Source organism: Chryseobacterium sp. SIMBA_038, assembly GCF_046535115.1.
Taxonomy (GTDB): Bacteria; Bacteroidota; Bacteroidia; order Flavobacteriales; family Weeksellaceae; genus Chryseobacterium.
Genome location: NZ_JAWRXH010000496.1, coordinates 1 through 228 on the forward strand (window position 1 = coordinate 1; position 228 = coordinate 228).

Annotated in this window: 1 protein-coding gene; it reads right to left on the reverse strand. The window is 66.2% G+C overall.

Features of this window, described 5'->3' with window-relative positions; translation table 11 throughout:
* Positions 1 to 217: DUF4148 domain-containing protein (locus SB689_RS24400; RefSeq protein ID WP_410694591.1), on the reverse strand; the 217-nt coding region annotated here is incomplete at its 3' end.
* Positions 218 to 228: the final 11 nt, after the last annotated feature.

Here is a 228-nt window from a genome sequence, read left to right on the forward strand (position 1 = left end):
GCTTCTCCTCGAGGCGCACCTGCGCGGCGACGATGCCTTCCGGGTAGTTGTCGGCGTCGCCGGCGGATGGATCGTAGCCGACCGATTCGAGGTCGAGCAATTCCTGGCGAACCTGTGCACGGGTGAGCGGCGACTGCGCATACGATGCGCGCGGTGCGGCGAGCAGGACGGTCGCGGCCGCGCAGAGCGTCGCGAAGGTGACGATGATGGATTTCATGATTTCCTCGG